This is a genomic window from Flavobacterium sp. W1B (assembly GCF_047344965.1).
GTDB lineage: Bacteria > Bacteroidota > Bacteroidia > Flavobacteriales > Flavobacteriaceae > Flavobacterium.
In genome coordinates, this window is record NZ_CP178845.1 from 107,372 (window position 1) to 133,755 (window position 26,384).

At 35.1% G+C, this 26,384-nt stretch carries 27 protein-coding genes, 1 pseudogene and 1 riboswitch; of the genes and pseudogenes, 14 read left to right on the forward strand and 14 right to left on the reverse strand.

Annotation, left to right across the window (positions count from 1 at the left end; translation table 11 throughout):
* Positions 1-56: 56 nt before the first annotated feature.
* Positions 57-674: an N-acetylmuramoyl-L-alanine amidase gene (locus ACMDB5_RS00435; protein ID WP_413999075.1), complete on the forward strand. Its 618-nt coding sequence runs from the start codon at positions 57-59 to the stop codon at positions 672-674.
* A 169-nt stretch (positions 675-843) separates the two neighbouring features.
* Here the strand turns inward: ACMDB5_RS00435 and ACMDB5_RS00440 are convergent, their stop codons facing one another.
* From ACMDB5_RS00440 to ACMDB5_RS00475, 8 genes are all read right to left on the reverse strand, one after another.
* On the reverse strand, positions 844-1,122 hold the full coding sequence (locus ACMDB5_RS00440) for a hypothetical protein (protein WP_413999076.1): 279 nt from the start codon (positions 1,120-1,122) through the stop codon (positions 844-846).
* Between the two features lie 10 nt (positions 1,123-1,132).
* A complete protein-coding gene (locus ACMDB5_RS00445) occupies positions 1,133-1,876 on the reverse strand; it encodes a YncE family protein (protein WP_413999077.1) in 744 nt (247 codons plus the stop codon).
* 170 nt (positions 1,877-2,046) lie between these two features.
* A complete protein-coding gene (locus ACMDB5_RS00450; RefSeq protein WP_413999078.1) occupies positions 2,047-3,711 on the reverse strand; it encodes a TonB-dependent receptor plug domain-containing protein in 1,665 nt (554 codons plus the stop codon).
* 30 nt (positions 3,712-3,741) lie between these two features.
* A riboswitch (cobalamin riboswitch) is annotated at positions 3,742-3,941 on the reverse strand.
* A 92-nt stretch (positions 3,942-4,033) separates the two neighbouring features.
* Positions 4,034-4,555, reverse strand: coding sequence for an alpha-ribazole phosphatase (gene cobC / locus ACMDB5_RS00455; RefSeq protein WP_413999079.1), 522 nt, complete (start codon positions 4,553-4,555; stop codon positions 4,034-4,036).
* Positions 4,540-5,334, reverse strand: coding sequence for an adenosylcobinamide-GDP ribazoletransferase (locus tag ACMDB5_RS00460; protein WP_413999080.1), 795 nt, complete (start codon positions 5,332-5,334; stop codon positions 4,540-4,542). Before ACMDB5_RS00460 ends, cobC begins: the two co-directional genes overlap by 16 nt.
* 68 nt (positions 5,335-5,402) lie before the next feature.
* Complete coding sequence (gene cobT, locus ACMDB5_RS00465; protein WP_413999081.1) at positions 5,403-7,076, reverse strand: nicotinate-nucleotide--dimethylbenzimidazole phosphoribosyltransferase; 1,674 nt, start codon at positions 7,074-7,076, stop codon at positions 5,403-5,405.
* A gap of 71 nt (positions 7,077-7,147) precedes the next feature.
* A complete protein-coding gene (gene cobU, locus ACMDB5_RS00470; RefSeq protein ID WP_413999082.1) occupies positions 7,148-7,657 on the reverse strand; it encodes a bifunctional adenosylcobinamide kinase/adenosylcobinamide-phosphate guanylyltransferase in 510 nt (169 codons plus the stop codon).
* A 19-nt stretch (positions 7,658-7,676) separates the two neighbouring features.
* A complete protein-coding gene (locus tag ACMDB5_RS00475) occupies positions 7,677-8,033 on the reverse strand; it encodes a DUF5522 domain-containing protein (RefSeq protein WP_413999083.1) in 357 nt (118 codons plus the stop codon).
* 103 nt (positions 8,034-8,136) lie between these two features.
* Here ACMDB5_RS00475 and ACMDB5_RS00480 point away from each other — a divergent pair, with 103 nt between their 5' ends.
* From ACMDB5_RS00480 to ACMDB5_RS00490, 3 genes are all read left to right on the forward strand, one after another.
* Positions 8,137-9,279: an ABC transporter substrate-binding protein gene (locus ACMDB5_RS00480; protein ID WP_413999084.1), complete on the forward strand. Its 1,143-nt coding sequence runs from the start codon at positions 8,137-8,139 to the stop codon at positions 9,277-9,279.
* Position 9,280: 1 nt separating this feature from the next.
* Complete coding sequence (locus ACMDB5_RS00485) at positions 9,281-10,312, forward strand: iron chelate uptake ABC transporter family permease subunit (protein WP_413999085.1); 1,032 nt, start codon at positions 9,281-9,283, stop codon at positions 10,310-10,312.
* A gap of 93 nt (positions 10,313-10,405) precedes the next feature.
* Positions 10,406-11,191, forward strand: a complete 786-nt coding sequence (locus ACMDB5_RS00490) for an ABC transporter ATP-binding protein (RefSeq protein ID WP_413999086.1) — start codon at positions 10,406-10,408, stop codon at positions 11,189-11,191.
* Positions 11,192-11,280: 89 nt separating this feature from the next.
* Here the strand turns inward: ACMDB5_RS00490 and ACMDB5_RS00495 are convergent, their stop codons facing one another.
* The 3 genes from ACMDB5_RS00495 to ACMDB5_RS00505 form a co-directional block, all read right to left on the reverse strand.
* On the reverse strand, positions 11,281-12,888 hold the full coding sequence (locus ACMDB5_RS00495) for a class I SAM-dependent methyltransferase (protein ID WP_413999087.1): 1,608 nt from the start codon (positions 12,886-12,888) through the stop codon (positions 11,281-11,283).
* A 110-nt stretch (positions 12,889-12,998) separates the two neighbouring features.
* Positions 12,999-13,451 (reverse strand): tRNA (cytidine(34)-2'-O)-methyltransferase, encoded by a 453-nt coding sequence (locus ACMDB5_RS00500; protein WP_413999088.1) that lies wholly within the window; start codon positions 13,449-13,451, stop codon positions 12,999-13,001.
* Between the two features lie 34 nt (positions 13,452-13,485).
* Positions 13,486-14,082: a pseudouridine synthase gene (locus ACMDB5_RS00505; RefSeq protein ID WP_413999089.1), complete on the reverse strand. Its 597-nt coding sequence runs from the start codon at positions 14,080-14,082 to the stop codon at positions 13,486-13,488.
* A 111-nt stretch (positions 14,083-14,193) separates the two neighbouring features.
* Here ACMDB5_RS00505 and rmuC point away from each other — a divergent pair, with 111 nt between their 5' ends.
* From rmuC to ACMDB5_RS00520, 3 genes are all read left to right on the forward strand, one after another.
* Positions 14,194-15,564: a DNA recombination protein RmuC gene (rmuC, locus tag ACMDB5_RS00510; protein ID WP_413999090.1), complete on the forward strand. Its 1,371-nt coding sequence runs from the start codon at positions 14,194-14,196 to the stop codon at positions 15,562-15,564.
* Between the two features lie 5 nt (positions 15,565-15,569).
* Complete coding sequence (locus ACMDB5_RS00515) at positions 15,570-16,121, forward strand: acyl-CoA thioesterase (protein WP_413999091.1); 552 nt, start codon at positions 15,570-15,572, stop codon at positions 16,119-16,121.
* 161 nt (positions 16,122-16,282) lie between these two features.
* Entirely contained in the window at positions 16,283-16,819 is a 537-nt protein-coding gene (locus tag ACMDB5_RS00520; RefSeq protein WP_413999092.1) for a YceI family protein, read from the forward strand.
* 5 nt (positions 16,820-16,824) lie between these two features.
* Here ACMDB5_RS00520 and ACMDB5_RS00525 read toward each other — a convergent pair whose 3' ends face one another.
* Positions 16,825-17,739 (reverse strand): TIGR01777 family oxidoreductase, encoded by a 915-nt coding sequence (locus tag ACMDB5_RS00525; protein WP_413999093.1) that lies wholly within the window; start codon positions 17,737-17,739, stop codon positions 16,825-16,827.
* Between the two features lie 114 nt (positions 17,740-17,853).
* Between ACMDB5_RS00525 and ACMDB5_RS00530 the strand changes: the two genes are divergently transcribed.
* The 5 genes and pseudogenes from ACMDB5_RS00530 to ACMDB5_RS00550 all read left to right on the forward strand — a co-directional run bounded on the left by ACMDB5_RS00530 (position 17,854) and on the right by ACMDB5_RS00550 (position 22,581).
* Positions 17,854-18,513 carry a TetR family transcriptional regulator C-terminal domain-containing protein gene (locus ACMDB5_RS00530; RefSeq protein WP_413999094.1) on the forward strand — a complete coding sequence of 220 codons (660 nt, stop codon included), beginning with the start codon at positions 17,854-17,856 and terminating at the stop codon, positions 18,511-18,513.
* Positions 18,513-19,817, forward strand: a complete 1,305-nt coding sequence (locus ACMDB5_RS00535) for an ABC1 kinase family protein (RefSeq protein WP_413999095.1) — start codon at positions 18,513-18,515, stop codon at positions 19,815-19,817. The genes ACMDB5_RS00530 and ACMDB5_RS00535 overlap by 1 nt, the downstream gene beginning before the upstream one ends.
* Positions 19,814-20,497 carry an SDR family NAD(P)-dependent oxidoreductase gene (locus ACMDB5_RS00540; RefSeq protein ID WP_413999096.1) on the forward strand — a complete coding sequence of 228 codons (684 nt, stop codon included), beginning with the start codon at positions 19,814-19,816 and terminating at the stop codon, positions 20,495-20,497. Before ACMDB5_RS00535 ends, ACMDB5_RS00540 begins: the two co-directional genes overlap by 4 nt.
* A 28-nt stretch (positions 20,498-20,525) precedes the next feature.
* Positions 20,526-21,139, forward strand: a pseudogene (gene folE / locus ACMDB5_RS00545) (GTP cyclohydrolase I FolE).
* A gap of 23 nt (positions 21,140-21,162) precedes the next feature.
* Complete coding sequence (locus ACMDB5_RS00550) at positions 21,163-22,581, forward strand: SDR family oxidoreductase (protein ID WP_413999097.1); 1,419 nt, start codon at positions 21,163-21,165, stop codon at positions 22,579-22,581.
* A gap of 153 nt (positions 22,582-22,734) precedes the next feature.
* Here the strand turns inward: ACMDB5_RS00550 and ACMDB5_RS00555 are convergent, their stop codons facing one another.
* Positions 22,735-24,030 carry a cryptochrome/photolyase family protein gene (locus tag ACMDB5_RS00555; protein WP_413999098.1) on the reverse strand — a complete coding sequence of 432 codons (1,296 nt, stop codon included), beginning with the start codon at positions 24,028-24,030 and terminating at the stop codon, positions 22,735-22,737.
* A complete protein-coding gene (locus ACMDB5_RS00560; protein ID WP_413999099.1) occupies positions 24,030-24,491 on the reverse strand; it encodes an SRPBCC family protein in 462 nt (153 codons plus the stop codon). The genes ACMDB5_RS00555 and ACMDB5_RS00560 overlap by 1 nt, the downstream gene beginning before the upstream one ends.
* A 553-nt stretch (positions 24,492-25,044) precedes the next feature.
* Between ACMDB5_RS00560 and ACMDB5_RS00565 the strand changes: the two genes are divergently transcribed.
* Positions 25,045-25,677 (forward strand): phosphoribosyltransferase, encoded by a 633-nt coding sequence (locus ACMDB5_RS00565; protein ID WP_413999100.1) that lies wholly within the window; start codon positions 25,045-25,047, stop codon positions 25,675-25,677.
* Between the two features lie 45 nt (positions 25,678-25,722).
* Positions 25,723-26,364, forward strand: coding sequence for a dienelactone hydrolase family protein (locus ACMDB5_RS00570; RefSeq protein WP_413999101.1), 642 nt, complete (start codon positions 25,723-25,725; stop codon positions 26,362-26,364).
* Positions 26,365-26,384: the final 20 nt, after the last annotated feature.

Sequence of the window (26,384 nt, forward strand, 5' to 3'; positions counted from 1 at the left end):
ACAAAAGGCAAAACAAACCGTTACTACTTAACTATCAGTACTATAATAATACCGAAATGAAAAAAAACACCCTTTTCTTTTTAGTTCTAGCAGTGATTGTTTCTTTTGCCTTTACCAAACCAAAAGTTAAAGCATTAAAACAAATCAATGTAGTTATTGATGCCGGTCATGGCAGAAGTGAGTTAGGTACTAATGCTGGTGGCAATGCTGAAAAAAAAATTATAAAACAGCTAATTACCAAAATTCAGTCTTTCAATAAAAATAAAAATATCGTTATTCATTTCATCAGATCCTCGGATAAATTTGTACCTCTAGAAGACATAACTACTTTTATAAATACGATCAAACCTGATTTAGTTTTATCGTTACATGTAAATTCAAGCACCGACACAAACACCTGTGGAATGGGCTTTTATGTTTCTATAGAATCTAAATCTTATGAAACATCAAACTTAATTGCAGAGAAATTTCAAACAAAATTTATAAATGCAAATTTCAAAGTCTCTGAAATTAAATACGCCGATTTTCAAATTTTGAAAAAATCAGAAGTACCGGCAATAATGATGGAACTCGGCTATCTAACAAATGAGAATGATAAAAAAATTCTTGTGAACAATATTGAGCAAAAACAAATAGCAAAAAAAATAATAGAATGTATCTCAGAATTGGAGTAGCATCTGAAAATAAAAAAACAATTTCCTAAAAGTCTTTCTGCTTTTCAGGGCATGACAAAAACAAAAAAGCCCCATTTTTCAATGAAAAATGGGGCTTTTTGCAATAATTTCACCAACTAAGATAGTTAATTGTAACTTTTTCTTTTAAAAACAACTAATTTAAATTCAACTAGTTATTAGAATAAAAACCATTTGGTCCTTTACCAACAGTTACTGTTTTCAATTCAGCCCCAGTTGTAGATAATATTTTAACGATACCACCGGCTGTGAATCCATTTGCGTCGCCTGAATAAATTTTATCATTAATAACACCAAAACCATAAAAAGTAGACCAGCTATTGTCAGTAACTGAAAACAATGGTGTTTCGCTGAAAGTTGTTGCATTCAAAGCCATAGCATATACACCAGTTCCTTTGGTATAATATATTTTATCACCATCGATATCCATATTTAAAGCTTTAGTTAATGTAGTAGATTTGTATTTGAAGTTGCCGTATCAGTAGTAGTGTTAATTTTAAACAACTTACTTCTTGTAAGTATCCGCATAAAACATACACAGATCCGTTTTTCTCCTCTATAGAATTAATACCATTCTCAACAGTAATTGTGCTCATAGCATTATTGCTTTGAGGACTAATAACCGTTACCGTATTTCCGCTACCATAAGAGCCATTCATAACGTATAATTTACCATTGGCTGCAACTATTTTTTCAGATGTCTTGCCAATAACAATAGTCTCTAAATAAGTAAAAGTTTTTGCATCGTAAACCGTTACAGCCTTAGTTCCTGAATTAGTAACATATAGTTTTCCATTTAAAGCAACACTATAACGAGGGTTTTTAAGATTTTGGGTTATGGTTGCTAAACTTTTAAAAGTATATCTATTTACCACTTCAACTGTATTTGAATTGTTCATCACAATAAATGCTTTGTCTTCATAAAAACTTAACGATTGCGCTACATCTCCTAATACTTCCCCTGGATTTTCAGTACCGAAAACATCTTCCATGAAAATAGTTAAATCATTTGAAATATAAGACACTGATGCGTTTGGCGTACCAAAGTTTCCTTCATTCAGGATAACAACGCCATTATCATAAGCACCTAAGGGAACATCTTTATCGATTGCATCATCGTTACTACAAGAAGCAAGTAATAAGGCACTTGCAAAAATTCCAAAAAAAACATTGTTTAGTTTCATTGTTTAAAAATTAAGGTTTAAATAAAGAGTTAAATTCCTTCCCGGCATTAATTCTATTCTTAAAGATTCATATTTTTCATTCCAAAGATTAGATACTTTAAAACCTATCTTACAAACATCTTTTTTGCTAAAATTATAATCAATCCCAAAATTAGAGACATTATAATCGCTTAGAATATATTTCGGATTATTATCAGAAGTTGTAAAAACTTCACCGGTAAACATAAATTGATAATAAGAATTAAACTTTTTATAAGAATAATAAGATCCTGTACTTTATGATAGGGAACATAAAAAAGCTGCTTGTTGTTTTTATCATCCAAAGAAACGGTATAGGAATATGTTCCATTAAAATCCAACAAATGACCGTTGAGATTCTTATTCCATCCTAATAAAGCCTCGGCTCCATAAATAGAAACCTTATCCGTATTTACAGGAGACCAATTACCTGAGTTATTAGGCAACCAACGAATCATGTCGTCAATTTTAGAGGCATAAACAGTAGCCGTTAATCGAAAATTATTATACTGAAACTGATTCCCCACTTCAGCCTGATAGGAGTTTTCTGGTTTCAAATCAGGATTTCCGCTACCTTCCCAATACAGATCATTAAAAGTTGGAATTCTATAATTTCGAGAAACATTAAATTTTAACTGATAAACCTTTGAAAAATCAATACTGGAACCCGCCGAAAATACAACTGGACTTTTATAAACATCCGAAACCTCTTTTCGAGCGCTAAGCTCATAATTCCATCTTTCAATAAGGCTCTGTTTTAACAAAACGCTCAAACCTCCTATTTGCCTAGTACTTCTACCAATACCTGAACCAAGTCCATTATTTTTATTGTAATCTAGAATTGTATTTAAGCTTATTTTTGGTGCTAATTCATACACAAAATCATATTTTGCAATAAGACTTTTAACACCTCCAGAGGTAAATCCTTCACTTTCTATGTCTTCAAAATAGTTGTAATGTTCCGTAATGTAGGCCAGTTTAAAGTTAGAAACCGATCTTCCGATATAACGAGTCCATGTCAGTAAATTTCTGGTATTAAAATCTTGGTATTTTGTTTTAACAGCATTGGGCGATGTCAAAGAAAAATGACGCTCTCCATCATAAATTTGACTGTAGAATTTAATACTATTTTTGGCATTTATTTTGTATCCAATGGCGGTGCTCAAACTGTTATTGTAATACTGACCGTTGGTGTTTCTGTCTTCTTTTCCTATGAATTTAAAATCATTATCAGAACTATTTCTAGAAAAACTGGCGTTTGTACTCCACTTATTTGTTGCAGCAGTAATTCCATAAATGGTGCTCAGCGTATTAAAATCTCCGTAATAGATCTCAAAGTTGTTTTTGAAAGTATTTGTGAATTTTAAATCATTGTTCAAATGAATAGTTCCACCTATAGCCCCGCTGCCGTAAACGACACTTCCTCCTCCTGCTTTCACATCAATCGAATTATATCCTCTGGTAGAAACCGTATTAAAATCCGTTTGACCCAATAACTGCGAGTTGATATTAATTCCATTCCAAACAACTACCGTTTGTTGCGCAGTTGTTCCCCTAAACGAAGGCGAAGAAACCATCCCTAAACCATTTTCTTTAAAATAAATAACCGTGTTGTAATTTAAAAGAGAAGTCAAAGAAGACTGATTTTTGCTGATAATGGAATCGTTCAATTTTTGAACGGATTGTGAGCTCGAAAAGTTTTTGAGCTGGCTATCAGAAACAATAACTTCGTTTAAAGGTATTGCGGGTTTATTTTGAGCCAAAAGGAATTGACCCAATAATACAATCGAAAATAAAAATATGTTTTTAGCTTTCATAATTTCTGAACTTTTTCTCCCGAAAGTTCGATATTAGTTAAGAAAAAAGGCAGGTCTCCTGGCTTGCGTCTTGTTGTTTACCTTCCCATCACGCAAGGCGTAACAGTGGTTTTGTAGATAACAACAAGCTTTATAGCTTACAGTTGCGGGAACAGCTTAGGTTTTGAACCTAATTCCCTTTTAATGTGATTTGCAAAAAACAAAACACAACCTCAATTCGGCGGCAAAGATAGAGTTAAAATTATTATAAAATCAAACTTATGTCATTTTTGAAACTTAAAAATAGATAAAACACAGTTTGTCAGTATTTTAAATCAAATAATTACAGCACCACTTTTATCACAGCGCCAAAATCCACTTTATTTTGAAAAGCATTTTTTAACGGCAAATTGGATATTTTACACAAAACACTTCTAATAACGCCGGCATGGGCAACGATAACTACTGGCATATTGTGTGATTTTTGAAGTTCATTTTCTAAAAAATCATTCACCCGATCGTGTAAATCAACAAAAGATTCTCCGTTAGGCACGGCAACATTTACAAAATCAGTCATCCAAGGCGTAAAATCATCCGGAGGAATTTCATCCCAATTTTTCATTTCCCAATCACCAAAATTCATTTCCATCAAACGAGAATCGGTAATTACAGATGTTGACAAATAACCCGCCAATGCGGTGCAACGAGACAAAGGACTGGAATACACTATTGCTCCTGCCGGAATCTGATTTTTAATAAATTCAAATTGTTCAGAATAAGGCTCTAACAAACTCACATCCGATTGTCCATAACAGATTCCTTTCTCGCAAACCGTTTCAGTATGGCGAACTAAATAAACTTCCATAACGCAATAATCGATAAATAAAATACTAGCTCACACACTTGTTGGGTTGCTCCAAGACAATCGCCTGTATACCCATCAATCCATTTCTGGAAATATCGCGCCAAGAAGAAACGGGTCAAAAAAACCGGTACTAAAACAAATACGAATTGCCATTGAAAATAAGTCAATACCATCAGAGGCAACAATCCAAAAAAGAATGAACCAACTATTTCTCTCCAAGTAAAATTTTTCGCAATAGGCTTGCTTTTACTTGTTGCATCTTCACGCGAATACTCATGGGTAAAAACGATTGAAATCGCAGCCAATCGACTCACGGAATGGGCGGAAACAAACAATATAAAAATTAGGATTTCTGAATTAAGATTCAGGATTTCTGAAGAAACAATTTGAGAAAGTGATTGATATTTCAGCAATAAAAGCAGTACAACACCAATGGCACCATAAGCACCAATGGCGCTGTCTTTCATGATTAAAAGAATTTTTTCTTTGGTCCAACCGCCTCCAAAACCATCACAAACATCGGCAAAACCATCTTCGTGAAATGCGCCGGTAACTAAAATAGAGGCAATCATAGAAAGAAGAACCGCTATCTCAGGACTTGTTAGGTAATTGAAAAAACAAAAAACACCAAAAGCCACACTACCCACAATCCAACCGATAACAGGGAAATACCGACTCGCTTTATTCAAATAATCTGGATTGTGATCAATGTTTTTGGGACATCGAATACGGGTATAAAACATTAAAGCCGTAAAAAATATATGGATTTCTTTTTTCATTCTTTTTTAAAATACGTAATAGATTATGGGTTATTCGTTAACTGTTTTAACTGACATCTGTCAACTGATTACTTCCTGCTCACTCCAGCACTTTCAAAACTTGCCATTTCATTCAAAAAAGCCACCGCCGACTCGATAATGGGAAACGCCACGGCGCAACCGGTCCCTTCACCCAAACGCAAATCAAGTTGAAGAATGGCTGAAACTTCAAGATAATCCAACAATTTTTTGTGTGCCTGTTCAGCAGACTGATGACTAAAAACAGCATTTTTGATGATCAAAGGATTTTTTTTACTTGCAACCAAAAAAGCGACACTACAAATGAATCCATCTACCAAAACCAACATATTATTCTTGTAAGCTTCCAACATTCCGCCTGCCATTTGCAATATTTCAAACCCTCCAAAATAAGCTAACTTACTATCTAAATCCGCTGAACTATCATAATTGGCAATGGCTTTTTCGAGAATCATTTGCTTTTGAATTAACTTTTCGTCATCTACGCCAGTTCCTCTTCCGATGCAATCCTCAATTGGAAAACCGCACAAAACACTCATCAAAACCGAAGCTGTAGACGTATTTCCAATTCCCATTTCGCCAAAACCGATGCAATTGCTCCCACTTTTGGTAATCGCTTTAACGATTTCACCACCTTTTATAAAACAAAGTTCCATTTGCATTTCACTCATCGCCGGACCTTCAATAAACGACTGTGTACCTTTATCAATTTTAGCCGAAATTAGCTTTGCATTTGGTGGAAAATCATAATTCACCCCAGCATCTACAATAGAAAGATTGATGCTGTTTTGCTTACAAAACACATTTATCGCAGCACCACCTTCGAGGAAATTAGTAACCATTTCTCGGGTTACATCCTGCGGATAAGCGCTCACGCCATGTTGAGCGATTCCATGATCTGCTGCGAAAACAACAATATGAGGTTGGCTAATTTTTGGTTCCAATGTTTGGAATACTTCACCAATTTGTTTGGCTAATTTTTCCAAAACACCAAGCGCACCAATAGGCTTCGCTTTATGGTCTATTTTGTATTGTAAATCTGCTGATAAAGAAATCAACGAATCGTTAATTAGCTCCTTATCTTTTTCTATTTCAGACTCTTGATACAAAATTGCAATTTCCTCAACAAAAGGAGACTCTGATTTGTGTTTCCAATTCAGTTGTTGCAACATCGGTTGGTTATCATAATTTGTGGCGGGTTTTCCCACGCAGAAATATCCCAAAGGTTCAATATATTCCGGCAAGCCTAATAATTTTTTAAACTGATAATAATTCAGAATAGAAACCCAACCCATAGAATAACCTTGCTCTGTCAAAGACAACCATATATTTTGAGCCGCACAAACTGCACTGAACTTAATAGATTCATTACTTCCTACGGTTCCAATCGTAAAATTATTCAACACCGAACGATCGTAACAAATAACCAATCCGAGCGGTGCTTCCTCGATTGCTTCTAATTTCAAATTTTGATATTGCGCCTTTTGAGCTTCATTATCCGTTAGATTGGCTGCTTTTTTATCAAAATCCAAAAACAAATCTTTGACTGCTTTCTTTATTTCAGCCTTCTTCACCAGATAAAATTTTGTAGCATCGGTTAAACCTACCGAAGGCGCCCAATGTCCTGCCTGAAGTGCTTTTTGGATTACGCTATCAGGGACTTCATCATTTGTAAAATGACGGGTATCGCATCGGGATTTTAAAATTTCGTCTAATGTTTGCATTTACTTATCCTTTTTTATTGAAATTTTTAAAATTGGTTTTCACTCTGCTTTGGCAAATTAAAAATTCAGATTTAGCCTTTAATTGTTACCGGAATTCCAGAAACCATCAATACGACTTTATCCGCTTTTTTTGCCAAATATTGATTCATCCATCCTTGCAACTCCGTGAATTTCCTTCCGATATGCGTTTCTGCATGAACTCCCATTCCAATTTCATTGGAGATAATGATAATGGTTTTATTTTCTTGTTTGCAAACCGCATCAAATTCAGCTTTGGCCTGTTCTAAAGAGAATTCCACATCGTTTTTAGTATCTACAAAAAAGTTGGTTAGCCAAAGTGTAACGCAATCAATTACGGCAACCTGTCCCGAAAAATCAATTTCGCTAAGGTACTTTTCTTTTTCGATGTTAACCCAGCGCTCGTCACGCCCTTTTTGATGGCGATCAACTCTTTTTTTAAAATCATCATCCCACTTTCTGGCTGTTGCAACATACATTGGTTTATCAGACAACTCTTTTGCCAAATTCTCTGCATAACTGCTTTTGCCGGAGCGTTCCCCTCCTGTTATAAAATAGATCATCTTAATTGGTAGTTTTAATTCAATACGGGCAATGTCGGCACCCGTTTTGGCAACAATATCCTCTTTTTAAATGAAACCAAGTCTTAAAAACATAGTTTCCATCCTCTAAATAATAGTCAATTCCTTCAACTAAATGACTGGTTTTGGGTAAATCTTTTGCCTTATTATGGAGTGCTGTTTCCGGAGTGATTGTTTCAACATATTCTTCAATTTTTAGCGAACAGCTGTTTTTAAAACAAACAGGACAAAGGCAATCCACCACTTCCGATGGAACAAAAATAGGCGGAAAATCATTGCACCAGCATTTACTTCCTTCGGTGTTATCGCCGCAATCAAAGGGCGTCCCACAAGTAGAACAGTTTTTCACTTTTCTCATATTCATCTGGTAAAGATACTATTTGTTGATTTTTTGGGACCTAAAAATAAACAAGATTTTTTTTGTAATTTCTTATACCTTTGCCCTAATCATAAAAATTACTATGAAAAACTCCTTTTATAAAACCGTTTTCATCTTTATTTTAGCCACGTTCATCGGCTGCAAAAAAGTCGAAAAATTGAATGATACAAAAATAACAAAAGCGCAAAACGACATCGAATATGCAAGCAGCCTTTCCATTTACAAATACGATGGTTATTCGGTTGTAAAAATTACAAACCCTTGGCCCAAAGCCGATAAAAACTTCACTTACATTCTAAAACAAAAAAATAGTGTTGTCCCTGACAGCTTACAAAAATACAGCTCAATTCAAGTTCCTTTGCAATCTATTGTTGTTACCTCAACCACCGACATTCCTTTTATGGAGATGCTAGGTGTCGAAAAAAACTTGATTGGTTTCCCTCATACCGATTATATTTCTTCCGAAAAAACCAGAACATTAATTGACAATGGAATTGTAAAAAACGTAGGACAAAATGAAAAACTGAACATCGAAAAACTCATCGAATTGGCTCCGGGTGTTATTATGACCTTTGGCCTAGACAATAATAATCCGATGATTGATAATCTGCAAAAAAGTGGTTTAAATATATTGATTCAAGCCGATTGGATGGAGCAATCTCCTCTTGGAAAAGCAGAATGGATTAAACTTTTTGGCGCTTTATTTGGTAAAGAAAAAGAAGCTAAAATCCTTTTTGATAGTATCGTAAAAAACTACAATGATGCACTGGCTTTAGTAGCCTCAAAAAAACCGGAATCTACCGTATTATATGGATCAATGTACCAAGATCAATGGTATGTTGCCCGAGGAAACAGCTGGGTCGCGCAATTTTTTAAAGATGCAAAAGCCAATTATCTTTGGAAAGAATTAGAAGGAACGGGAAGTCAGGCTTATTCCTTTGAGAACATCTTGATGAAAGGCAAAAAAGCCGATTTTTGGATAGCTTCCGGTTCTTACAAGACAGTCGCTGAATTAGGCGAAAGCAACCCGCATTACACGCAATTTGATGCCTTTGCTAAGAAAAACGTGTATACCTTTGAAAGCCAAAAAGGCGCAACTGGCGGCACTATTTATTATGAATTAGCCCCTAGCCGACCGGATTTAGTTTTAAAAGACTACATCAAAATATTCCATCCTGAATTACTACCTAATTACACTTTTACTTTTGCACAAAAACTGAACTAAATTGACTAATAAAAAACGAAATAGCCTTTTATTTTCTCTGCTTGCTACTGCTCTTGTTGTCTTGTTTTTTGTAAACATCAGTTTTGGGTCTATCACCATTCCTTTCAAAGAAGTTTACATCAGCCTAACAGGCGGACAAGCCAGTAAAACAACCTGGGAATACATTATCATCAATTATCGATTGCCAAAAGCCATCACCGCAATACTGGTTGGAATGGGACTTTCCATTAGCGGATTATTGATGCAAACCTTATTTAGAAATCCATTGGCGGGACCTTATGTTTTGGGTTTGAGTTCGGGAGCGAGTTTGGGTGTTGCCTTCGCAATATTAGGAGCCTCTTTTATACCTGTTTTTTTAGGTAATGTTTTACTGTCTTCATATGGCGTGGTCATTGCTTCTACATTGGGAAGTTCTATTGTTTTACTGGCGGTTTTATTGGTTTCGCATCGCTTGCGTGACACCATGGCTATACTGATTGTAGGACTAATGTTTGGCAGTTTCACCAGCGCTATCGTAGGAGTTCTTACCTATTTCAGTTCTGCAGAACAATTGCAAAAATTTACTTTTTGGTCAATGGGCACTTTGGGAAATTTATCTTGGTCCTCGATAATTATTTTATCCGTTTGTGTATTCATAGGATTACTATTGAGCCTTTTTAGTATCAAACCATTAAACGCCTTACTTTTAGGCGAAAACTATGCTCGTAGTTTGGGAATGAATTTTAAAAGAACCCGATTAATCATTATTTTTGCAACAAGCCTTTTAGCCGGAAGCATCACCGCTTATGCCGGTCCAATAGCGTTTATAGGATTGGCCGTTCCTCATATAGCAAAATTATTATTTCAAACCAGTAATCATTCGGTTTTATATTGGAGTACGCTGCTTTTAGGAGCCGCCATAATGCTTGTTTGTGATGTGGCTTCGCAAATGCCGGGAATGGAAATCACCCTTCCGATAAATGCTATAACTTCTTTACTCGGAGCGCCGGTTGTCATTTGGTTATTGGTACGCAAGCGCAAAATGATGGGATAATTTTTGAGTGTTCAGATAGCAGATTTTAGATAAAAGCAACCGTTTAGTACCCAGTTTACCGTTCTCAGGAAGGACTCGAAAAAAAATATTAAGATGATTGATTCAAAAAATATACTTCATACTTCAAATCTAAGTATCGGCTACAAAACCAAGCATTCGGTGACAACCATTGCCGAAAACCTCAACTTGAATTTGAAGGAAGGAAAACTCATTGCATTGATTGGTGCCAATGGAATTGGGAAATCAACTTTATTGCGAACCATTACTGGCATACAAAAGCCATTAAATGGCGATGTTTTTTTGAATGACAAAAAAATCTCTTCCTATTCTTCTTTAGAATTAGCCAAAAATTTAAGTATTGTCCTTACGGAAAAATTACCTCCTAGCAATCTGACCGTTTTCGAATTGGTTGCTTTAGGACGACAACCTTATACCGATTGGATTGGAACTTTAACAAGTGAAGACATATCTAAAGTAAAAGATGCGCTTGAGTTAACCCAAATAAGTCATTTATCCCGAAAAAAGCATTACGAAATCAGCGACGGACAATTACAAAAAGTATTGGTGGCACGTGCTTTAGCTCAGGACACGCCCTTAATAATTTTAGATGAACCTACCACTCATTTGGATTTATTACACAAAGTGGCATTGTTTAAACTCTTGAAAAAGCTAACCCAAGAAACCAATAAATGCATCTTATTTTCAACCCATGATATCGATATGGCGATACAATTGAGTGATGACATGATTATCATGACACCCGAAACGGTGATTCAAGATGAACCTTGTAATTTGATTTCCAAAGGGAGTTTTAATACGATATTCAAAGATGAACATATTGTTTTTGATCAAGAAAAAGGAAAATTTATGATTGTCTAAAAATTTGATTCGAACAAATTAAGTCGCATTTTTTTATTAATAATTGTTCAATTCAATAATGAGTCTGAAAACTCAAAAACTTAACACTTCTATTTTCCTTTCAATAAATTGATACTAACGGTTGCCAAATTAGAATCTGGGAATTTTTTAAAAACATCAACGTCCGAAAACAATCCGGCTTCCGCTGCAATTTTGTGCATTACTTCAATTTCCACAATATATTGATCCGAAAAACCATGGGTGGCATCGTAGGCAGTAGCGGCAGTTTTGCCAAGATTGCTTGCCGTCAAGTCAGGTGAAATGGTATGTAACTCAATCATCAACAGTCCGAATTTTTTGACATATGGCGACCATTTGTTGAAATGCTCCAATAGATTATCCTCTACCAAATTATTTTTGATTCGAATTCCCCTATGAGCAAAAGCTCCCGTAGATTGGCTAATTCTATCCGCAGTAGTCTTTTTAGGTTCTTCCCAAATACGATTATGGTCTAGGAACGTCCTCACATTCAACAAGTCTTTCAAATTGATATTGTAATTTTCCATCAAATCAGTAGCCAACAAATCAGGACGACCAATATCACCCCAAATGACTTTTGCCCAAATATTAGCGTTTATCAAATTAGCTCTAGTTACTTTCAGCGCCGCTTGATTATAATCGACACCAATTAAAAACAGAGGATAGTCATCGAGTATTTTACCTCTTAAGGTTTGCCTGTCAATTACATCAAAAATGTGTTGCAAAAAGGCCCCATTGCCACAACCCATATCCAAAATTCCTTTAGGTTGCTCTTCTATCGGTAAATTGAACAACTTGATGATAATCTCATCCACCACTTTAAAATAAGTATCATGAGCTCCACCACTTCCCCATACATTCATTTCTCGGTCTACATGAATTTCTTCTTCACCTTCGGGAATATTCCTTAATATCTCGGGATTACCAAAAAGCAAATCATCCATTTTGGCAAAAGTAGGCAGGTAAGAAACCGTCACTCCATAAGCGGTGGCTCTACGTGCAAAAAACAAGCCTGTTTCGGTAAATTGATAATTTCCGTTTTTCTCTATAAACCAACCCAGATACACAAAAAAATCCAATATAATTTTGAAATGAGCCGGTGACTTATGAAACTCTTCTGGGCGGAAAGAAATCTCCATAAAATACTTGTGAAACATCCCGCTCATCGCCAATCGCACTAAGGTTGATCCTACCAAAGAACCTTCAATATGAGTCAGAATCTGATGCTGGATTTCTTTTTCCAAAGAGTTATTGGAGAATTCAACGCCGTAGTTGTTTTTATATTTTTCTAAAATTATTCTCAGGCGTTCAAATGGAGATTCTTCAAACAGCCGAGGATGAAATTGCATCGAAAATTGCAATAAATCGACAACATCTTTATACAAAGGAAATAGAGAAAAAGCAAATTCGCTTTTATCTGTCAAGGAAAATTTAATCTCCTGAGTTGACTTATTGATGTGATATTTCAAAAAACCCTGTGAGCATAAAACACGTAAACCTACATTAAGATAGCCTTCATTTGCTTTAAATTCAGAAGTGAGTTCCTCAAGAGAAGCTTCTTTCTTATTCAGAATATAAATCAAAACTCCTTTTTTGTGCAAGGCATAGGATACCGGCGCAGTAACTAAGCCGTCCAAATGTTTAAAAATGGTGCTTCTGAGTAAAACTTTGTCTATCATAAAACAGGAATTAAATGCAGAAAGTACTTTAAAATGACATACTCAAATATATGAAATTTTCACCTAAAAATTTTATTTCCGTCTACTTAAACCGATTCTAAAACCTTGAGTTACTTCAGACCAATTTGTCTTTTGGCTTCTCCAATAACAAAGGCTACCGAATTCGCAATATTAAAACTTCTAATTAATGGCGACATTGGTATCGTAAGATGATTCTCGAATTGGTTCAAAACTTCGGCACTCAAACCCTTGCTTTCTTTTCCAAAAACCAGCCAGTCACCGTCTTGGAATTCCGTTTCCAAATAGGATTTCTCGGCATGGGAACTCATCAGAAAAACGCGTGATTTATCCGGAATCTGAGCCGTCCATTCGGCTACATTTTGGTATTCCGTCACATCGAGATGTACCCAATAATCCAATCCCGAACGCTTTAAGTTTTTATCATTAATTACAAACCCAAACGGATGGACCAGATGCAAACGACTTTCGGTGCCAACACACAATCGACCAATGTTTCCGGTATTATTAGGTATCTCAGGTTCTACTAAAACGATATTTAACATGTAAAAAAGATTTTTGATTATCGATTAACGATTTTTAGATTGTTGAGTTGATTATTTGGTTTTCAGTCGAAAAGTCCTTCACCTCTATCACTTCACCGGATTGTAAATCATTCAAATATACATTTCCAATCCGAACTCTTACCAACCTCAGAGTTGGGAAACCAACTGCTGCGGTCATTTTGCGCACTTGCCGAAACTTGCCTTCATTGACTGTTATCGAAGCCCAAGAAGTTGGTCCATGGCGTTCATCCCGTATTTTTTTTCCCCTCACTCCAAAAGCAGGAATTTCATATATCAAAGAAGCTTCACAACGTTTGGTGATGTACTTTGTGCCATTAAAACCAATTTCGACACCAGCCTTCAACTTATCTATGGCTTCCTGATTAATAATGCCGTCCACTTGTACATAATATTCCTTGTCTACTTTTTTAGAACGAATGATTTCGCTCATCTTCCCATCGGTGGTAAGCAGCAACAAGCCTTCGGAATCTTCATCAAGCCTGCCAATTGCCATCGTTCCTTCAGGGAAGTCATACAATTCGCCCAAGAGTTTCTTTTTACGTTTCAACTCGTAAATAAACTGACTTAAATAACCATAGGGCTTGTGAAGGATAAAATGGTGGTGTGACATGATAAAGCTAAGAATTTGTGCAAAAGTACATTTTTAAATTGTCTATCATCAATTTTAGATAACTCTCCTATCTTTTTCATACTTTTACTTTTTATAAAAAACAATCCTTTTATGTCAACTATCCTCCCGTTTTTATTGGTTTTTATCATTGCGCTTGCCCTTGGTGTTTTCATTGGAAAACTCATTTTCTCTGCCCGATTCCAGTCGGAAAAAATTAGCCTTGAAGAGAAATTAATTGCTCTAAATTCTCAATTCGATCAACTGAAAGAGCAATTTTTGAACGACAAAACGACATTCGAAAAACAATTGCAAAACAGTAATCTGGAAAAAGAAAGTATCCGCAACGAGAAAGACAGTCTGGCGATTCAACTTTCTAAGAAAGAAGTTGATTTTGAGAACCTTTGGGAACGCAACAAAGAACAAAAAGAAGAAGTTGAAAAACTACAGGAAAAATTTACCAAAGAATTTGAGAACCTCGCCAACAAAATATTAGACGAAAAATCAAATAAATTCACCGAACAGAACAAAGAAAACATGAAAAACATCTTGTCTCCTTTGCAAGACAAGATCCAATTATTTGAAAAAAAGGTTGAAGACACCCATAAAGAGAGTATTGATTATCATGCGGCTTTACGCCAACAAATCCTAGGTTTACGCGAGATGAATATCCAAATGAGTAAGGAAACCATCAACCTGACTAAAGCTTTGAAAGGCGACAGCAAAATGCAGGGAAACTGGGGCGAATTGGTATTAGAGCGCGTTCTAGAAAAGTCAGGTTTGGAAAAAGACCGAGAATATTATGTACAACAATCCCACACCAATAGTGATGGACAGCGCGTTTTTCCGGATGTAGTCATTAATTTACCTGACGGAAAAAAGATGATTGTAGATTCAAAAGTATCTTTAACCGCCTATGAAAAATACATCAATGAGGAAGACGATAATTTAAAAAACGGTTTCTTGAAAGAGCATGTCAATTCGATTAAACGCCATGTGGAGCAATTGGGAGACAAAAACTATCAGGATTTATACCAGATTGAGAGTCCTGATTTTGTATTGCTTTTTATCCCGATGGAACCCGCTTTTGCAATGGCACTCAACGAAGACACTACTTTATACAACAAAGCATTCGAAAAAAACATTGTTATTGTAACTCCTTCTACCCTTTTGGCTACTTTGCGAACCATTGACAGTATGTGGACTAACCAAAAGCAACAGGAAAACGCTTTTGAAATTGCCAGACAAGCCGGTGCTTTGTATGATAAATTTGAAGGTTTTGTAGCTGATTTAATAAAAATTGGAAAAAAAATAGACGAAAGCAAAGCCGAATACAGCGGTGCAATGAATAAATTGGTCGAAGGAAAAGGAAACCTAATTACCAGCGTTGAGAGATTGAAAAAAATGGGTGCCAAGGCCAAAAAATCGCTTCCAGAAAACATCTTGTCAAGAGCGGAAAAAGACGAAAACCAATTATTAAATTAAACGTTATGAATCCTACCTACAAGGCTGTAGCCTCATCGAATATCAGCATTTCAGAATTAATGTTGCCTTCGCATGCTAATTTTAGCGGTAAAATTCATGGCGGATATATTCTTTCCTTACTCGATCAGATTGCTTTTGCCTGCGCTTCCAAATTTTCAGGAAATTATTGCGTTACCGCCTCTGTAGATACTGTCGATTTCTTGAATCCGATAGAAGTGGGCGAATTAGTGACGATGAAGGCCAGCGTAAATTATGTAGGCAAAAGTTCAATGATTATTGGCATTCGGGTAGAATCTGAAAATATACAGACTGGTCTTGTCAAACATTGTAATTCTTCTTATTTTACCATGGTTTCAAAGGATAAAGATGGTAAGAATGCCACTGTTCCGGGGCTAATTTTATCCAGTTTAGAAGAAGTACGCCGGTTTCAGAATTGCCTTAAACAAATTGCCTTGAAAAAGGAAAAGAACCGCGATAAAGATTTTTTTAATCACAACTCCAAAGAAACGTTAAATAGTTTAGAGAAAAACTACAACATCTTAATAAAATTAGACTAATTGGATAGATTTTAAGTCTGTATTAGACGAAATAATTCACATCTAATAAAAGAGCTGAAAATATTTTTTTTCGGCTCTTTTTATGCTTTTTTAAGTCGTGTTTTAGTAGCAATTTGGGGATATTTTTCGTAACTTTAAGTAACATCATTTCAGTAATCAAGATGAAAAAAATTCTACTTCTTTCTCTGTTACTTGTGGCAAATGCAATTTATGCACAAGAGAAAATGACGGCCAAAAACAGTAGTATTGTTTTTGAAGCTTCGGTTCCTTTTTTTGAAGCAGTAGAAGCTAAAAACGAAAAGGTAAATTCTATTTTAAATACTAAAAAAAGCACCATCCTATTTGTGGCATTTATTACCCAATTCCATTTTGAAAGAAGTCTAATGGAGGAACATTTCAATAATAATTATATGGATAGCAAAAAATATCCAAAAGCAATATTTAAAGGAGTTATTGAAAAATTTGATATGAAAAATATAAATGAAAAAAAAGGCGAATATCTAATTAGAGGCGAAATCGTTATTCGTGGAAAATCAAAAAAAATTAATGTTATTGCTCAAATTAAAAAAATCGATGAAGGCATGGAACTCATTTCCAGCTTCTCTTTGAACACCGATGATTTTAACATAGAAGTTCCTTCTATTGTGAGAAGCAAAATATCTAAAAACGTCAATGTTAGCGTAAAAACTGTTTTTTAGCAAAACTACTTATCCAAACAAACCCGAAGTGCTTCCTCTAAATTTTCATGTTGAAAATGAAATCCTAATTTTTCTATTTTATCAGATGAAACCCGTCTTCCTGTCAAAACAATCTTTGCCATTTCGCCCATTGTTAATTTCAAAATAAAAGCAGGAACATTGGGTAACCAAATCCTATAACCAAGAACTTTTGCCAATGTTTTGGAAAAACTGGCATTGGTTGTATTGTCATTTATAGCGGCATTATAAGCGCCTTGCATATTCGGATTCTTAATCGCTTCAAGATATATCCCACACAAATCACCCACATAAATCCAAGGCATATATTGTTTCCCTGAGCCCAATGCCGAACCCAATCGCAACTTAAAAATAGGCATTAGTTTATTCAAGAAACCATCGTTTTTTCCTAAAACCAAACCGGTACGAATTTTTACCGTGCGCATGCCTAATTCCCAGATATAGTCAGCCGAAGCTTCCCATTTTTGACAAGTAAGCCCTAAAAAATCATTGGCGGGGATCATTTCTTCTGTACAAATTTCTTCACCATCTACTGCTCCATAAATCCCAATTGCCGAGGCAGAAATAAAAGCGTCCAATTTCTTATCGTATTTCTTTAAGACGCCATAGATTAATTGTGCTGAGAGTTTTCTACTAGACACTATTTCTTCTTTGCGTTTTTTTGTCCAAGGTTTTTCGGCAATATTGGCTCCGGCCAAGTGAATGACATAATCTGCATTCAAAACGGCTTCTTTCTCTATCGTTTGTTTTTCAACATCCCAGGTGTAATAAAAGATGGCTGTTGTATTTTCCTTTTTACTTCTGCTTAAAATAGAAACAGTATACCCTTTTTGTATTAATAAGTCTGTTAAATGCTTCCCCACAAATCCTGTACCTCCTGTTAACAATACATTTTTTTTCATAATGTTTTAATTTTAACCTAATTATAACAAATATACGAAACAATCGCTGTTTAGCTTAATCTGTATTTAATTCAACATTCATTACCTTTATAGTCTAATTAGAAAATAAAAAAAATGGCAACTAAGAAATCAAAAATAACAAAAGAATCTATTGTCTCTATGTATATGAATTATACATTAGAACACAATGAAAAGCCTAAATCAGTATATCTTTTTACAAAATTAAATGAATTTACAGAAGCTGAATATTATAATTTCTTTGGAAATTTAGAAAGCATCGAAAAAGAAATCTACAAATTGTTTTTTGAAAAAACCATCGAATTATTAAATAAAGACACTAATTATGAATCCTATGATATGAAAAGCAAGTTGCTGAGTTTTTATTTTACTTTTTTCGAATTGCTTGCAGCCAATAGAAGTTATGTAGGTATGAGTTTGAAAGAGGACCGAAATCAGCTGAAAAACCTGGTGCAATTGTCAGCTCTGAGAACCAATTTTAAAAATTTCATTGGCGAGATAACAACCGATGATTTTCGGATTCAGCAAGAAAAAATGCAAGAATTTCAAGAAAAAGCACTTCAAGAAAGCGCTTGGATTCAGTTTTTATTCACCCTAAAATTTTGGCTCGAAGATGGTTCAGCCGCTTTTGAAAAAACAGATATTTTTATAGAAAAATCAGTAAAACTCAGTTTCGAGTTAATTAACGTGGCTCCCCTAAACAGTCTAATCGATTTTGGGAAATTCATTTTTACAGAAAAAATACAAAATAAATAATGAAAACAATAGATTATATCCCGACTTCAAAAATTGAAAGGGCAACAAAACTGGTTCAAACTGGCGCTAAAATAGGCGTAAACTATTTAAAATATTACGGCGAAAAAATGGTCAATACGGACTTAACTCGGGATAAATTAAATGAGAATAACGCCGAAGACATTTACGATGGTTTAAAAAGCCTAAAAGGCAGCGCTCTAAAAGTTGCTCAGATGTTAAGTATGGACAAGAATTTCTTGCCTCAGGCTTATGTTGAAAAATTTTCATTATCTCAATTTTCTGTTCCACCACTTTCGGCGCCTTTGGTGTTAAAAACTTTCAAATCTAATTTTGGAAAAACACCCTATGAGATTTTTGACGAGTTTAATGCCAATTCGGTCAATGCGGCTAGTATTGGACAAGTGCATTTGGCGGTAAAAAACAATAAAAAATTGGCGGTAAAAATTCAATATCCCGGTGTCGCCAATAGTATTTCGTCTGATTTAGCCTTGGTAAAACCTATTGCCATTAGAATGTTCAACCTTCAGGGAAAAGATTCCGATAAATATTTCAAAGAAGTTGAAGACAAATTGATTGAAGAAACTAACTATCTATTGGAATTAAAACAAAGCCAAGAAGTAGTTGCTGCTTGCAAAAAAATAGACAATTTGGTTTTCCCAGAGTATTATCCTGAATATTCTTCCGAGAAAATAATTACCATGGATTGGATGTCTGGCGTTCATTTATCAGAATTTAAAAATTCAGATCCCGAAATCGCGAATAAAATAGGCCAGGCTTTATGGGATTTTTATATGTACCAAATTCATGTTCTCAGAAAAGTACATGCCGATCCACATCCCGGAAACTTTTTGATAAACGATAAAAATCAACTGGTTGCACTTGATTTTGGATGTATGAAAAGCATCCCAAATAATTTTTACATTCCCTATTTTGAACTTGTAAACAAAGAGGTAATTGATAATAAAAAGCTCTTTAGAGAAAAATTATTTGAATTGGAAATCCTCAGAGCTGACGACAGCAAGGAAGAAATCATCTATTTCACTGAGATGTTTTACGATTTATTGTCTTTGTTTACCAAACCTTTTCAAACCCCTACATTTGATTTTTCGGATGAAGTATTTTTTGAAAATATCGCAAAATTAGGAGAACGATTTGCCAATGATACCAATCTCAAAAAGATGAACGGCAATCGTGGTTCAAAACATTTTATTTATATGAACAGAACCTTTTTTGGCTTATACAATCTAATGTTTGATTTGAAAGCAAGTGTTACGGTTAATGAATATTTAAAATATCAAAAATGAGAAATATTGTAATCATAGGCGGTAGCAAAGGAATTGGAAACGCTATTTTGCTAGAACAATTAGAGCGCAATCTGGTTCATAATATCAGCAGGAATGCTCCTGAGGTTTCCCATCCCAACCTTAAACACTATACCGTTGATGTATTACAAGATACGCTCCCTGATATAGAAAACATCGATTCCTTGATTTACTGCCCAGGTTCTATCAATTTGAAACCCATAGGAAGTTTAAGTATCGATGATTTCAGAAATGATTTCGAAATCAATGTCATTGGCGCCGTAAAGACCATCCAGAAATATTTACCTGGTTTAAAAAAAGGAATTAATCCATCGATAGTCTTGTTTAGTAGCGTTGCCGCAAAACTAGGCATGCCTTTTCATGCGAGTATTGCCACGGCCAAAGCCGGTGTGGAAGGACTGGTAAAATCTCTTGGCGCCGAACTGGCATCGGTAGTAAGAATCAATGCCGTTGCCCCTACTATTACCGAAACTTCCCTTTCGGCAAATATCCTGAGAAATGATCGAATGAAAGAAAACATGGTAGAACGACATCCGATGAAAGGATATCTGAAACCCACAGAGGTCGCTGAAATGGTCGATTTTCTAATTTCAGAAAAAGCAAAATCCATGTCAGGACAAGTATTCGAAATGGATTACGGCATAGTAACATTTAAAATCTAGAAACATCATTGTAGTAAGAAACAGAAAAATGATATTAAATAAAACAAAAAGTTACGAGAAAATAGAGCAATACGATACTGAAAAAACAACATTATTGGCTGCTAATTATAGATCTATAATAGAAAACTTAGGGGAAAACATAAACAGGGAGGACTCGAAAAAACACCGGAAAGAATTGCAAAAGCCTTGCAATACTTAACACATGGCTACGAATTAAATCCTTTGGAAATATTAAAAGATGCCTTATTTACAGAAGACCACAAGCAAATAATTGTTGTAAAAGACATCGAAGTGTACTCAATGTGCGAACATCATATGTTGCCTTTTTTTGGTAAAGCACATGTGGCTTATATTCCCAATGGAAAGATTGTTGGATTGAGTAAAATTCCAAGAATTGTAGATGCTTTTGCCAGAAGAATGCAAGTCCAAGAACAACTAACAGACCAGATCAAAAACTGTATACAGGAGGCATTAAATCCGCTTGGCGTTGCCGTAGTAATTGAAGCGCAACATATGTGCATGCAGATGAGAGGGATCCAGAAACAGAATTCCGTCACCACCACTTCTTCTTTTACCGGCGCTTTTAAAAAAGACAAAACAAGAAAAGAATTTATTCGCTTAATTTCCAATAAATTAAATTAACTTTAAATACTGAAACAAAACAGATGAAAATTCTCTTAACAGGTGCGACAGGTTATATCGGCAAGCGGCTTTTACCTATTTTGATAGCCCAAGGTCATGATGTTATTTGTTGTGTAAGGGATAAAAATCGGTTTTATTACCCCAAAGAATTTCAAAATAAAGTAGAAATAATAGAAGTCGATTTCTTAAAAGAGGAAACCCTATCGAAAATTCCCGATACTACTGACGCTGCCTATTACCTAATGCATTCTATGTCTAGTTCTTCTGATAATTATGATGAATTAGAAAGTACCTCTGCAACCAATTTTGTTAATAGAATTAATAATACTAACGCGAAACAAGTTATTTATCTGACGGGAATTGTAAATGACAATACCCTTTCTAAACATCTTTTATCCAGAAAAAATGTAGAAAACATTTTAGGCACAGGCCGTTTTGCATTAACAGCCTTACGAGCTGGGATAATTGTGGGGTCTGGAAGCGCTTCTTTTGAAATCATTAGGGATTTAGTTGATAAACTCCCTATTATGATTACGCCAAAATGGCTCAATACCAGATGCCAGCCCATTGCCATCACTGATGTTTTGGAGTTTTTATCTAAATCCTTATTGAATCCTGCAACTTACAATCAAAACTTTGACATTGGAGGACCCGATATCCTCACTTACAAAGAGATGCTTTTGGCTTTCGCAAAAGCAAAAAACTTAAAAAGATGGATTTTTACCGTTCCGGTAATGACTCCAAAATTATCATCTTATTGGCTGTATTTTGTCACTTCTACTTCCTATAAACTCGCCACAGCCCTAGTCAGCAGCATGAAAGTTGAAGTGGTTTGCAGAGACAACAGAATCAATGAGTTATTGAACATAAAACCCATGTCCTATGGGCAAGCGCTGTCTAAAGCATTGATAAAGATAGATGAAGACAAAGTAGCTTCGAGCTGGAAAGATTCCTTAGTTAGCGGGCGATTTACAAACAACATTTCACAGTATTTAGACATCCCTACAAAAAATTGCTTCATTGACCATAGAAAAAAAGAAATCATAAATCGCGATTTTACCATTCAAAGAATTTGGTCCATCGGTGGAGAAACTGGCTGGTATTACGGAGATTGGCTGTGGAGTTTTAGAGGATTTATCGATAAATTATCAGGCGGAGTCGGCTCCCGAAGAGGACGAACCAACAAACATGAAATTCATTCAGGAGATGCCTTGGACTTTTGGCGCGTTTTGTATGCCAATAAAGAAGAGGGAAAACTTATCTTATACGCCGAAATGAAATTGCCCGGCCAGGCTTGGTTAGAATTCAAAATTATCAATAACTTTTTATACCAATCGGCAACCTTTCAACCTCGAGGGATTTTAGGAAAATTATATTGGTATTCTGTTTGGCCTTTTCATGGATTTATTTTTAATGGTATGCTGAATAAATTAATTCAATAAACTTTAAACATATAAGTTTTAAATAATAAAAACATTAAGACATTCAGCTTTTTATTTCTTAATAACTAATAAATCCTTAACTGTCCTAATTTTAGAGATAAGTAGTGCTAAGAAATAATGGTAAAAAACTTATATGACTCCTATGTTTCAAAATCATTTCAAAATCCCTGCTTTATACGTCGCAATGGCTCTTTCTCTGGCAAAAGCATGATCGACCATCGGCTGGCCGTAACCCAAATCAAATTCCGGAATCCATTTTCTGATGTAAATCCCTTTTTCGTCAAACTTTTTGAGTTGGATCTCCGGATTGAAAACCCTGAAATAAGGCGCCGCATCACAGCCGGTTCCTGCAGCCCACTGCCAGTTTCCTACATTGGCAGACAAATCATAATCCAACAATTTTTCGGCAAAATAAGCTTCTCCCCATTGCCATTGAATTAGTAAATGTTTGCACAGAAAACTTGCCACGACCATACGCACTCTATTGTGCATATAACCCGTTTCATTGAGTTGTCGCATTCCTGCATCGACCATCGGATAACCCGTAGTTCCCGTACACCAACGCTTGAAATCTTCTTCGTTATTACGCCATTGAATCCCATCATAGGCTGATTTAAAATTCTGTGTTACTACTTTTGGAAAACTGTAAAGGATTTGCATAAAAAACTCCCTCCAAATTAATTCACTTAAAAAAATAGCATTCTTTTTTGCTGCAAAATTGACCATTTTTCGTATGCTTACCGTTCCAAAACGCAAATGCGGCGATAGATAAGAAGTCGAGTCTAAAGCCGGAAAATCACGTGTATCTTGGTAATTTGCCACCCCATCAAAATTATACGGTTTTACTTTAATAGAACTTTCTACAAAACCAATTTGTTCTAAAGTAGGAAAAACAAAAGCAATTTTATAAAAATTAGAAAAAAAATCGGTTAAATCATATTCCCGAATCGGCGGGATGGAATGGTATTTTTCCAACCATTTATTTTTATAGGGAGTGTAAACCGTATAAGGTAAACCATCGGCTTTTGTGATTTCTTTCTCTTCAAAAATGACTTGATCCTTGAATGAGAAAGAAATTATGTGATTACTTTCCAGTAACTCACAAATGGCTTCGTCACGCTTAATCGCATAAGGTTCATAGTCTTTATTGAAGAACACTTCCTTGACATCAAACTCTTGAATAAGGGCTTCCCATACTTCATGAGTCCTTCCTTTTTTTATCAAAAGAGAACTTCCTAATGCGTTTAATTGTACATTAATCTTTGATAAGGATTCATGTATAAAACCTACTCTGGCGTCGTCTTTGGGCAAGCTATCCAAAATGGTTTCGTCAAAAATAAACAATGGAATCACCGGATAATTAGATTGCAAAGAATAGAACAATCCAATATTATCATCGAGTCTTAAATCGCGTCTAAACCAAAAAATAGAAACTTCATTTTTGCCCATTATTTTGAATTAAAAATTTCATTCACTTTTGCCACTCTGTATTCAAAGATTTCTTTCAGTTTGTTTTTTACAACCAAAGCATTAACGATACGCCCAATAAAACCAAGCGGCAATGCATAATGGACTAAATCAATCATTTTTGTTCCGTTTTCAGTAGGCTCAAAAAAATGTTTGTGATGCCATAACGTATAAGGTCCAAAACGCTGTTCATCTATAAAATAACTGCGTTCTTTTACGCAAGTAATTTCAGTTACCCAAGACAATTTTATTCCCAAAAACGGCATTACTTTATATTGAATAATTTGGCCTGGATACATAGATTTCTCATCAAAATCAGTGATTTGGAAACCCATAGTTTTAGGGGTTATTTTTTGCAAATTGCGCGGATTGGAAAAAAATGCCCAGCATTCTTCGATGTTCGCATTTATATGTTGAGTGGTTTGTTTTGTATATACTTTCATTGCAATTATTTTTTTTTGAAATCTATTCTTTAATCAAAAACTAGGCTGCGTTAGGGATAGCAGCGGAGTTCTTTATAAATTAGACTTTTTGTCTAGTCTATAAAAATGGGAGCGAATAGCCTTTAATATTCTAAAACTTAAAAATAGTTATTTTTGGATAAAAAAAAGAGGAATGTTCAAGATGTTTTTAAATTACATTCCTAAAGCTGAATCAGAAAAATTGCTATTTAAAGTACAAATCTGGTTATCAATAAAATAAACAAACCTCGAGATTATCACAAAAGTTAACCCAACAAATTCAACTTCAACAGATAAATTTTAAAATAACTACATCTGTTAAAAAAACGGAACGATTTGGCAACAATGAATTGGGAACTATGGGAATTTTCGCTAAGAAAATTAGAACGCAGACAATTGCCAAGGCTTACGAAACAGAAATGATTTTTTTTAAGCAAAAACACTCAAATAAATTAGCACTTTTTAATCGTAAATAACTGAAATTCAGTATCTTTATATCTGTCAGGATTAATATTAATCACATCAACATTGTGTTATGTACGACGAGACACTTGAAGATAGAGTTGAGGCAGGCTTGTTGCTTTCGGAGAAATTAAAAAAATACAAAAACAGCAATTCGGTGGTTCTCGCTGTTCCAAGGGGAGGAGTACCTATAGGTGCAATAATTGCCAAAAACTTACATCTTCCATTGGATATTATCCTATCCAAAAAAATAGGACATCCAAACAACAAAGAATTTGCCATTGGCGCAGTATCTATAGACTCGATGATCATTGATGAACATCCTGAAGTTCCGAAACAATACATAGAAAAAGAAGTAATTAGAATCAGAAAGTTATTGCAAGAAAAATACAGTCTTTACATGAATCATCGCAAACCCATTAATATAAAAGGAAAAAACATAATTATTATTGATGATGGCATAGCTACAGGAAATACAATTCTTGCAAGTATAGTCATGTTACAAAAAAAGAAACCTGCAAAAATCATAGTCGCGGTACCTGTAATTCCTTATGAGACCGTAAAAATATTTGAAGAACATACCGATGAATTTATCTGCCTGATTGCCTCATCTTATTTTAGAGGAGTCGGGGGATTCTATAATCAGTTCCCTCAGGTTGAAGATGATGAAGTGATTGAGATATTAAAACACTACAGCCCCAATTGAATAGAATAAATAAAAAAAGGATCACTAATTTTAAAATTGGGCAACATGAGAAAATTAGAAATTGACATTCCCTTATCAACTGTTACATTGAAAGGGGATTTGGTAATTCCCAAAAATGCCATCGGAATAGTTATCTTCTCACACGGAAGCGGCAGCAGTAGATTCAGTAGCCGAAGCATAATGGTTGCCGAATTGATTCAGAAGCAAAACATAGCCACTTTATTGTTTGACTTATTGACTGAAGAGGAAGACAGTAATCACGAAAACCGATTTAATATTGATTTACTAGTCAGCCGGCTGATAGAAACCACCGAATGGCTTATGAATTACGACGAAGTAAAGGATTTAGCCATAGGTTATTTTGGAGCAAGTACGGGAGCTGCATCAGCGTTGCGGGCCGCTGCTTATTTTGGAGACAGTGTAAAAGCGGTGGTATCACGTGGTGGCCGACCCGATCTGGCCTTAAACACTTTAAATCAAGTAACAGCTCCAACCCTATTGATTGTTGGCGGTATGGATGTTCCAGTTATCGGGATGAACAAAATGGCATTTGACGAACTGCAATCTATAAAAGAAATGAAAATTATTCCCAGAGCCACCCACCTATTCGAAGAACCCGGAAAACTACAAGAAGCAGCCGATTTAGCCATTGCCTGGTACAAGAAATACTTGATACAGAAAGATTAATCGAAATTTAAAAAAACTAA

Coding starts and splice junctions, on each gene's coding strand:
- ACMDB5_RS00450 (WP_413999078.1), bottom strand. CDS start 3,711: ATGAAAGCTAAAAACATATTTTTATTTTCGATTGTATTATTGGGTCAA.
- ACMDB5_RS00435 (WP_413999075.1), top strand. CDS start 57: ATGAAAAAAAACACCCTTTTCTTTTTAGTTCTAGCAGTGATTGTTTCT.
- ACMDB5_RS00530 (WP_413999094.1), top strand. CDS start 17,854: ATGGCAACTAAGAAATCAAAAATAACAAAAGAATCTATTGTCTCTATG.
- ACMDB5_RS00475 (WP_413999083.1), bottom strand. CDS start 8,033: ATGAGAAAAGTGAAAAACTGTTCTACTTGTGGGACGCCCTTTGATTGC.
- ACMDB5_RS00460 (WP_413999080.1), bottom strand. CDS start 5,334: ATGAAAAAAGAAATCCATATATTTTTTACGGCTTTAATGTTTTATACC.
- ACMDB5_RS00550 (WP_413999097.1), top strand. CDS start 21,163: ATGAAAATTCTCTTAACAGGTGCGACAGGTTATATCGGCAAGCGGCTT.
- cobC (WP_413999079.1), bottom strand. CDS start 4,555: ATGGAAGTTTATTTAGTTCGCCATACTGAAACGGTTTGCGAGAAAGGA.
- ACMDB5_RS00555 (WP_413999098.1), bottom strand. CDS start 24,030: ATGGGCAAAAATGAAGTTTCTATTTTTTGGTTTAGACGCGATTTAAGA.
- ACMDB5_RS00490 (WP_413999086.1), top strand. CDS start 10,406: ATGATTGATTCAAAAAATATACTTCATACTTCAAATCTAAGTATCGGC.
- ACMDB5_RS00445 (WP_413999077.1), bottom strand. CDS start 1,876: ATGAAACTAAACAATGTTTTTTTTGGAATTTTTGCAAGTGCCTTATTA.
- ACMDB5_RS00505 (WP_413999089.1), bottom strand. CDS start 14,082: ATGTCACACCACCATTTTATCCTTCACAAGCCCTATGGTTATTTAAGT.
- ACMDB5_RS00520 (WP_413999092.1), top strand. CDS start 16,283: ATGAAAAAAATTCTACTTCTTTCTCTGTTACTTGTGGCAAATGCAATT.
- ACMDB5_RS00570 (WP_413999101.1), top strand. CDS start 25,723: ATGAGAAAATTAGAAATTGACATTCCCTTATCAACTGTTACATTGAAA.
- cobT (WP_413999081.1), bottom strand. CDS start 7,076: ATGCAAACATTAGACGAAATTTTAAAATCCCGATGCGATACCCGTCAT.
- ACMDB5_RS00500 (WP_413999088.1), bottom strand. CDS start 13,451: ATGTTAAATATCGTTTTAGTAGAACCTGAGATACCTAATAATACCGGA.
- ACMDB5_RS00540 (WP_413999096.1), top strand. CDS start 19,814: ATGAGAAATATTGTAATCATAGGCGGTAGCAAAGGAATTGGAAACGCT.
- rmuC (WP_413999090.1), top strand. CDS start 14,194: ATGTCAACTATCCTCCCGTTTTTATTGGTTTTTATCATTGCGCTTGCC.
- ACMDB5_RS00565 (WP_413999100.1), top strand. CDS start 25,045: ATGTACGACGAGACACTTGAAGATAGAGTTGAGGCAGGCTTGTTGCTT.
- ACMDB5_RS00495 (WP_413999087.1), bottom strand. CDS start 12,888: ATGATAGACAAAGTTTTACTCAGAAGCACCATTTTTAAACATTTGGAC.
- ACMDB5_RS00515 (WP_413999091.1), top strand. CDS start 15,570: ATGAATCCTACCTACAAGGCTGTAGCCTCATCGAATATCAGCATTTCA.
- ACMDB5_RS00535 (WP_413999095.1), top strand. CDS start 18,513: ATGAAAACAATAGATTATATCCCGACTTCAAAAATTGAAAGGGCAACA.
- cobU (WP_413999082.1), bottom strand. CDS start 7,657: ATGATCTATTTTATAACAGGAGGGGAACGCTCCGGCAAAAGCAGTTAT.
- ACMDB5_RS00560 (WP_413999099.1), bottom strand. CDS start 24,491: ATGAAAGTATATACAAAACAAACCACTCAACATATAAATGCGAACATC.
- ACMDB5_RS00480 (WP_413999084.1), top strand. CDS start 8,137: ATGAAAAACTCCTTTTATAAAACCGTTTTCATCTTTATTTTAGCCACG.
- ACMDB5_RS00525 (WP_413999093.1), bottom strand. CDS start 17,739: ATGAAAAAAAATGTATTGTTAACAGGAGGTACAGGATTTGTGGGGAAG.
- ACMDB5_RS00440 (WP_413999076.1), bottom strand. CDS start 1,122: ATGGATATCGATGGTGATAAAATATATTATACCAAAGGAACTGGTGTA.